The following is an 8,132-nucleotide window of genomic DNA, read 5'->3' on the forward strand; positions in this document are numbered from 1 at the left end:
CTAATTTTTATAAAAATACTCTCCTGCTTGTATCATCCCTCTCCTCTCCGGCGGCTTCTCTAAGCTATCCATAGGAGTATACTTCACAGGCTCTGGTGGTTCTTCTAACAGCTCCCAAGCTTCCTCGAAATGACCTTTTTTAAACGCTTTTATCACATCTTCAAGATCAAGGCGATCGAYTATTTGAACGCCAGTTGCACTTGCTAACTTCATACAAGGTTCTGATATTTTTTCTGCTGATGTAATAATCAAGGCTCTATCTGCACCGTAATAGGTTTTTGCGGTATATACTTCTTGAACAGCAGATAAACCCATCTTATCCCGGTATCGCTTCGCCTGAACGACCGTTCTAATGCCTTCTTGGTCCTCAAATACTAGATCTGCTCCGTAATCTCGGCTTTTCTTCGTTTGATATATATGATCGTAATCAAGCGCTGAGATTAGCACGTATAAGTAATCTTCAAATTCATGACCATCCATTTTATCGATATCACGCAAGGTGATCTTTGCTAAATCAAACCTTCTTCTTCTCCAGAACTTCCATCTAATCCAGCCTAATAGTCCAATAATAAGAAGAATCCCTATCCAGACAATTGGTGAACTAAAAGAAAACGAATCAACCATTCGTCTTCACACCTTTCCTTTTACCTGCCCTTATCTTACGGAATAATCATTAGAGATGCAAACGTTTGTTTCGGTTTATTCCATCTGCATCTAAAGTTGTAGAAAAAAACCCGCCACATCTCTTATTGAATATCAACATCATCTCCGAGTTCAAATTTCCCAAACACTCGTAAACTATAACTATCACATAAGTAAAGGAGCCAGTTAAATGAGACAACAACCAAACGTCATTATGATCACAGGTGCCTCTTTAGGATTAGGTAAAGCTCTTACCCTTCATTTAGCTAAACAAGGACATCAATTGGCGATTTGTGCACGTAATAAAAAAGCATTAGAGCAAGTAAAAAGAGAAGCTGTTACTCTTGGTGCGGAAGTACTCGCAGAAGTAGCTGATGTAAGTAAGATAAGAGACGTAGAACGCTTTGTTTCGATTACTGAAAATTACTTTGGTAGGGTTGATATTTTAATAAATAATGCTTCTGCATTCGGCCCCGGTCCAACATTATTAACCGATTATCCTGATGAGATATTCAAGGAAGTAATCAATGTGAATATTTTAAATCTCTTTTATATGACAAAGCGAGTACTCCCTGGTATGTTAACGCGTGGGATAGGCAAAATCATTTCACTCACTTCTGAAACAGGGAGAATAGGCTATGCAGAGTGGGGAGCTTATAGTGTGTCAAAATTTGCTTTGGAAGGTCTTGCTGCAGTTTGGTCAGAGGAACTAACAGATACAGGAGTAGCAATGGTATTAGTTGACCCCGGTGAAATGGATACAGCGCTGCATGAAATAGCTGTTCCTGATTGCGACTATGAATTAATGTCGCCAGAAGAAGTAGCTACTGCTTTTGACTACCTAATTGAAGCGAACCCTAGCAAGGTACATGGCAAGCGATTTGAAGTAAAAAGTTTTTTAAAGAAGGGCTTTCACGATGAAAAATAGTACAGTTCATTCCTTCCAACTACCATCAGAACTTCACGCTAGTACCCCAGTTGAAATCATCCATGGTAAGCGTGACAACGTTCGGTTAATGATTTTAGATGGTAATTCTAATGAGGTGAATCACCACTCATTTGATTATATCATCGAGCTCCTTTCGCCCAATGATCYTCTCATCCTTAATACGAGTAGAACGATTCCTAGTTCACTTTTGACTATAGACAACGTAGAGATCCGGTTATCCAGAAAAATTGATGAAGCTATCTGGGATGTGTTAATAGTAGGCGAGAAAAGAGAATCAGGAGGCGAGCTCCTCTTTAACGAAAATGTTAAAGCAACCATTATTGAAGAAGGGGAGGTTCCTGAGCTCACCCGAATTCAGTTTTCAATTGGCGGGAATGAGCTCTTACACTTTTTTTATCAACATGGTGAACCCATAAAATATGAATACATCGATTCGCCCTGGACTCTTCAAAGTTATCAAACTGTCTATAGCTCTACCCCTGGGTCAGTTGAAATGAACTCAGCCGGCCGGGCATTTACATGGCGATTACTACAAAAACTGATGAACAAAGGCGTTAAACTTGGGTACATTTGTCTGCACACCGGTTTAAGCTACTTTGAGGATAATCATTGGCCGGATCCTACTACACATGTAGAGTGGTTCTCTGTCCCAAAACAAACCGTTAATCAAATTAATGATGCCAAATCCTCGAATAATCGTATTATCGCAGTAGGTACAACAGTTGTTCGTGCCTTAGAAAGTGCTTATAACCCTCATGATGGCCTGCGACCTTCTGAGGGCTTAACTAACCTTTATATTAACAAAGAAACAGAGATAAAGATTGTTGATGGTTTATTAACAGGCTTTCACGAACCAGCGGCAAGCCACCTCGATATGCTTACAGCTTTTGTTGATGAAGACTTGTTACTAAGTGCTTACCAAATAGCAATTAGGGAGCAATATATGTGGCATGAATTTGGTGACCTTAACCTAATATGGAAGGCGAAATAGATTGAAGTTACACCATATTGGAATTGAGGTGAGGGATATAGAGAAGAGCACGAATTTTTATCAATCCTATTGCGCCGCAGATTTCCTTTTCGAWCTAAAGTGGGAGAATGAGACGATACGTTTCTTTAAGCTAGGTGCCTTGATGTTAGAACTAGTTTATAATGCTTCTCCTTCTAATGAATCAACAAGTTATCATCTTGCTTGGCAAGTCGATTCTATTAATTACCTTATTAGCCAATTTCCTAGGTCGATTACAAGCAAAATAGAAGGTCCATATACATTTAATAACGGTTGGAAATCTATTTTCTATCAACACTCGGAAATTGAAATGATTGAATGGATTGAGATCCCCTCATCAACTATTTAATGAGGAGGATCTCTTTATTTATCTAAACGATGACGTATCGCAAACAAAGCAGCCTGAGTACGGTCACCAAGCTCTAATTTAGCGAGAATATTTGAGATATGAGTCTTAACCGTTTTCTCTGTAATATGAAGAACCTCTGCTAATTCCTTGTTACTTCGTCCTCTCGTTAACTCTACCAAAACCTCTTTCTCGCGTTTTGTGAGACTGTTAATCTTCACTTCTTCCTCATCTTGTTGATGAGTGATTCGTGTTAAAACATACTTCAATACTTTACTATGTACCATACTCTCCCCTGCATATAATGCTCGAATCGTTTCAGCAAGTTCATCCGGATCAATGTCTTYTAGTTGATAGCCACTTGCTCCGGCTTGTAGAGCAGGAATGACGTGATCTTGGTCAGAGAAACTTGTAAGAGCAAGAATCTTTAACTGAGGATATTCATTCATCAATCTTTCTATAGCTTTAATCCCATTCATAACCGGCATCACTAAATCCATAAGCACGACATCCGGCTTGAGCGCTCTCACCTGTTCAATTGCTTCTTGTCCATTCGAGGCCTCGCCCACGATAACAAGATCAGTCTGTGTTTCTAAAAAGAATCGTAAGCCCCTCCGCACCATTTGGTGATCATCTACGATTAACACTCTAATCATGATCTTCCCTCCCCTCAAGCGGTATTCTCACTTGGATAGTCGTCCCTTTATCCATTTCGCTTTTAAGCGCGAACTCCCCACCAATCTCGATTGCCCGTTCCTCCATATTCCTAAGCCCCATTCCAGAATGAATATTCATATTTAAACGTTCAAATCCAATTCCGTGGTCGATTATTTCCACTAATATAGCTTGATCATTGATGGTAAAGTGGACCCTCACTGAGTTGAGGCCGGAATGCTTACGAGAGTTATTAATCGCCTCTTGGATAATTCTCCATAAATGGAGTTCTGCATGTGGATGCAACCGAACTTGATCCTCTACAAAAACATCTACTTTAATATCTAATAAAGCTGCATAGCGATGAATAGCCGGGATGAGCCCATCTTCTAACTCCTCAGATCGCATCTGCCATATAATCTGTTTCAATTGGAGGAGGGCTTCATTTGACACTTCACTCATTAATTCAACTGCTTCGTTCACCTTCTGCTTCTCACTTACTCCTTTTATGCTTTTAGCAGTAAGAGATAGAGAGAAGAGCAATTGATTAACTGAATCATGAAGGTCTCTCGCCAATCTATGTCTCTCTTCCATCCTCACTATTTCGCGTTTCTTTTCTTCAAGCTTCAACCTCTTAACCGTTGTCCCCACCTGGAGGGCAACCGTCTCCAAAACTTCCAATTCTTCTTTAGAGAAATGTTCCTTCCCCCGCGAAGCAATGTTAATCAACCCATACGCTTCGTCCCCTGCTACTATAGGGACAGTCGCGTGATGAGTTAATCCGTTTGTTGGTTGATTACCTTTATTAATTGCTCTCTCCATTCTTCTACACTCCATAATATTTGCTGCTCTTTGAAGATGACCTTTTATGAATTTATCTTTGCACCAGCAGCTTCCCTGACACATTAATGCACATTGATCTGCTGTAAGTGCTTGGGGTAAACGATGATGGGCGATTAATTGATGGTCATTGTCATCAACAAGAAAAATCCACCCAGTCTCGTGGTTGGTCACTTCTAGTAAACTCTCTAATACAGATTGAAGCATCGTATGCAGATCGTCTCCTATATTTAGTGTTTCAGCAATCGTTTTTAACGTATGTACGACATTCATAGACCCACCTCCCATATATTATAAAGCGTAACATGATTTTCAAGGAATTTTTTACATATTACTTAGTAAAAAGTGGAATAGTAAAAAAGATTTCCTAAAGAAAGGACGGAGATTTATGCAAAAAAGAAACCCAGATTCTCCAACTAAAAAGAAACGATACCCTTTTCTTCCCACCCTCTTATTTGTGATTACATTTTATCTCGTTCAGCTATATCAATACAATTTAACAGCTTTTTTTATTGTCTTAGGGCTTCTCGGTTCGATCCCTCTTTCTTGGTATGGGTGGAAACAGCTACGTATTGCTGAACAACGCATATCTTCAGCTCGCGAAATCGAAGGAATGAACCATCATCAATTTAAATTATTATTGATTCCATTGTTTCAAAAACAAGGCTATTCCGTCACCAGAATTAAGCATTCAAATGATCAAGGAGTCCATCTTATTGTTCGTAAACGAGGAACAAAAGCAATCGTCCATGCCAAACTAAGCCAAACGGAAGTTCAAGCAAAAGTAGTTCGTGAGTTAAATCATTTAAAAGATCAATACAAGGCGAACCAAGTCATCGTCGTGACAAACCATCAATTTACAAAAGAAGCCCAACAGTACGCTACTGCAAGTAAAACCATTTTAATGGATTATGATACTTTAGATGCCATGATCCAAGTATTTATGAAAARGAAAAAACACCATCACTTTATCGAAAAAGTACGATCAGCTTGGTTAGATTAACCCCCTTCTATAAAAAAGTAGAACAATACCCTAAAGAGCAGAAAGACACTCCCTGCACTTTAGGGTTATTTTCTGCCTAAAAACACAGATGACAATAGCTATGTCATCCGAACTACAAATATAGACTATAAGTGTTCTCAATCTACAAAAAATAACTAAATTTTTATAATTGATTGATTTTTCTGCTAATGAATTATACTCTACTATATATGTAAGGGTTTTCAAATTAGAGAAATGAGAAGGAGGAAAATATGGACACAACAAAAAACAGATGGTTAATTGCCCTATCTGCTATTGCGATTCACCTTTCAATTGGCGGTGCTTACGCATATAGCGTATACACCTATCCAATTAGTGAATCGATGGGATGGTCAGCTACAGAGGTGACGATTGCCTTTACGATTATGATGGCTCTTGCAGGTACATCTGCTGCTTTCTTCGGAAAATTTGTGGAGAGAAGTGGACCAAGAAAGTCTGCCATAGTAGCAGCTATATTATTTGGTATAGGACAAGCTGGTTCGGGAGTTGCTATTATGGTTGAGTCCCTTCCGCTCTTTTTATTAACATACGGGGTAGCTAGTGGATTAGGCCTTGGTATTGGTTACATATCACCTGTCTCAACTCTCGTCAAATGGTTCCCTGATAGAAGAGGCTTAGCTACAGGAATGGCGGTACTCGGTTTTGGAACTGGAGCACTTATAACGGCACCAGTTGCAGCAAACTTAATGAGTACTATCGGGATTTCGACTACGTTCTTCTTACTCGGAGCTTGCTATTTTGTTTTCATGATCATGGGTGCAGCATATATCGCACCACCTCCAGAAGGTTGGATGCCAGCTTCAATGAAACGAAATATTGCTTCTGGTAAAAAAGTCATTAAAAAGGATTTACAGCAATTAACCTCCAAGGAGGCAGTCAAGACAAAACGCTTTTGGATGCTATGGACCATGATGCTCATTAACACAACTGCTGGAATTATGATGATCTCTGTGGCTTCTCCAATGGCTCAAGAAGTGGTTGGTTTATCTGCCGCCGCTGCTGCAACGATGGTGGGAATAATGGGGATTTTCAATGGTGGCGGTCGCTTAGGCTGGGCAGCGATCTCAGACTATATTGGTCGACCGAATGTATTCATCATATTCTTCTCCATCCAGATAGTAGCCTTTTTAACACTACCTTTTATCACGAGTATACTCGTGTTTCAATTACTTATTTTACTTGTTGTTAGTTGTTATGGTGGTGGCTTCTCTAATCTTCCTGCATTTGTTGGAGACTTATTCGGTACGAAACAACTGGGTGCGATCCACGGTTATCTTTTAACGACTTGGTCGCTCGGTGGTGTATTTGGACCGATGATCGTTTCACAAATTAGAGAAAGAACCGATAGTTATATCCCTGTATTTTACGTATTCTTTGTTTTAATTATTTTAGCGTTTATCGTTTCCATTATGATGAAGCTAGATATTAGAAAGAGCGAACAAGATTTAAAGCAAAGGGAGCAGCAACAAGTGGTATCTTAGTCATTTTTTATACCTCCGTAAGACTGACTAGTCAGTCTAGACTCTTGTTTACAAAAAAGTAAGTCTTGCTATGAGACTCCCTCACAGCAAKACTTTTTTATCTTTCTCTCGTTCCATCACTCTATTCTTTAACGTAGGTAATCTTTACTCCACGATCAATTTCTTTAGCACAGAATTTTATAGAAAGCCATGCTATTAGTAGCATTAAGGTAAAACAGAGTGTTATCCCCACTAAAGAAATCAAAATAGGAGATCTTGCTTTAAACTCAATGACCCCTTGAATCATTCCTATAAAAAATCCCGGATTGGTTTCTTCGAGTAAGAAGCTAAGGTCATTGACCGGTAACAAGGTGAGTGCGAATGGGATTGCTTGTAAGAGAACATATCCCAATGCTACGAATAATAAAATAAATGAAGTTCCCGTTTCGAGACGGTTTTGTGGATTTTTTGGATTGAACTTAGCACCTATAGCGCCAAAATAAAGCCCAATCGCACTAGAACCTAATCCAATCATTCCGATAAGAAACCAGCCAGCTATGGTGTGAAACGGTGACCAGCCAAAAATAAATCCACTGATAACCTGTAAGAAGCCAATAAATCCAAATAAAATCACCCAATGAATCCAAAGCTTCCCGAGTGCTACCGTCCATCCTTTAACCGGCAATACCCGTAAAAGGTCGATTGAAGTACCTTCTCTAGCAACAGACCCTGATGTGAATGTACTGGTCATAAAGGAAAACAAACCTAGAGCAATCGCTTGAATCGAAAACCAGGATAAGGCTGGGATTGTTTGAATAAACTCATAGCTTCCATCACGTATCATAATRGAGAAAATCGGAAAGAACATAAAGAATGCCATTGGAATCAGCATCGTCCACTCCCTCATATCCCTCTTAATAGTCCGCCATTCTTTCAATCCAATTTCAATGACTGGCTTTCTTACTTTAAAGGATATGGCTGTGCTCTTTTTCTTCTTTTTTGAGCTTCCTTCACTCATCTGAATCCAGCCTGTTCGAAATCCTCTATCGACTAATGTAGACGATAGAAATAGAATAAATATGGTCGTAATAAAAAGCAGTCCCAATAATAAGAAGGTCATACCTGTGATTGACCTAGAAATGATATGGGCTAAGCTTTCACCCGCCCAGTGAACAGGAAGCCACCTTGGT

General features: G+C 39.4%; 9 protein-coding genes. 5 read left to right on the forward strand and 4 right to left on the reverse strand.

Annotated features, from left to right (window positions below; all coding sequences use genetic code 11):
• A complete protein-coding gene (locus tag AB685_RS24080; protein WP_047973119.1) occupies window positions 1–624 on the reverse strand; it encodes a restriction endonuclease in 624 nt (207 codons plus the stop codon).
• Window positions 625–832: 208 nt separating this feature from the next.
• On the opposite strand from AB685_RS24080, the gene AB685_RS24085 reads away from it, so the two are divergent.
• From AB685_RS24085 to AB685_RS24095, 3 genes are read left to right on the forward strand one after another with little or no spacing between them, the layout of a single operon-like run.
• Window positions 833–1,570, forward strand: a complete 738-nt coding sequence (locus tag AB685_RS24085; RefSeq protein ID WP_047973120.1) for an SDR family oxidoreductase — start codon at window positions 833–835, stop codon at window positions 1,568–1,570.
• A complete protein-coding gene (locus AB685_RS24090; protein ID WP_047973121.1) occupies window positions 1,560–2,582 on the forward strand; it encodes an S-adenosylmethionine:tRNA ribosyltransferase-isomerase in 1,023 nt (340 codons plus the stop codon). Before AB685_RS24085 ends, AB685_RS24090 begins: the two co-directional genes overlap by 11 nt.
• 1 nt (window position 2,583) lies before the next feature.
• Entirely contained in the window at window positions 2,584–2,949 is a 366-nt protein-coding gene (locus tag AB685_RS24095) for a VOC family protein (protein ID WP_047973122.1), read from the forward strand.
• A 14-nt stretch (window positions 2,950–2,963) separates the two neighbouring features.
• Here AB685_RS24095 and AB685_RS24100 read toward each other — a convergent pair whose 3' ends face one another.
• Complete coding sequence (locus AB685_RS24100; RefSeq protein ID WP_277814309.1) at window positions 2,964–3,605, reverse strand: response regulator transcription factor; 642 nt, start codon at window positions 3,603–3,605, stop codon at window positions 2,964–2,966.
• A complete protein-coding gene (locus tag AB685_RS24105) occupies window positions 3,595–4,713 on the reverse strand; it encodes a GAF domain-containing sensor histidine kinase (RefSeq protein WP_047973124.1) in 1,119 nt (372 codons plus the stop codon). The genes AB685_RS24100 and AB685_RS24105 overlap by 11 nt, the downstream gene beginning before the upstream one ends.
• A 115-nt stretch (window positions 4,714–4,828) precedes the next feature.
• Between AB685_RS24105 and AB685_RS24110 the strand changes: the two genes are divergently transcribed.
• Together AB685_RS24110 and AB685_RS24115 are read left to right on the forward strand one after the other, a co-directional pair.
• Complete coding sequence (locus AB685_RS24110; RefSeq protein ID WP_047973125.1) at window positions 4,829–5,443, forward strand: restriction endonuclease; 615 nt, start codon at window positions 4,829–4,831, stop codon at window positions 5,441–5,443.
• A 251-nt stretch (window positions 5,444–5,694) separates the two neighbouring features.
• The gene (locus AB685_RS24115; RefSeq protein ID WP_047973126.1) at window positions 5,695–6,963 is read left to right on the forward strand and encodes an OFA family MFS transporter; all 1,269 of its coding nucleotides are present in this window, start codon (window positions 5,695–5,697) and stop codon (window positions 6,961–6,963) included.
• 121 nt (window positions 6,964–7,084) lie between these two features.
• Here AB685_RS24115 and AB685_RS24120 read toward each other — a convergent pair.
• On the reverse strand, window positions 7,085–8,132 hold a 1,048-nt coding region (locus AB685_RS24120), incomplete at its 5' end, for a hypothetical protein (RefSeq protein ID WP_131709654.1).

The sequence above is a fragment of the Bacillus sp. LL01 genome (assembly GCF_001037965.1).

Excerpts from the sequence above, each read along its gene's own strand:
- AB685_RS24085 (WP_047973120.1), top strand. The coding sequence starts at position 833 with ATGAGACAACAACCAAACGTCATTATGATCACAGGTGCCTCTTTAGGA.
- AB685_RS24105 (WP_047973124.1), bottom strand. The coding sequence starts at position 4,713 with ATGAATGTCGTACATACGTTAAAAACGATTGCTGAAACACTAAATATA.
- AB685_RS24115 (WP_047973126.1), top strand. The coding sequence starts at position 5,695 with ATGGACACAACAAAAAACAGATGGTTAATTGCCCTATCTGCTATTGCG.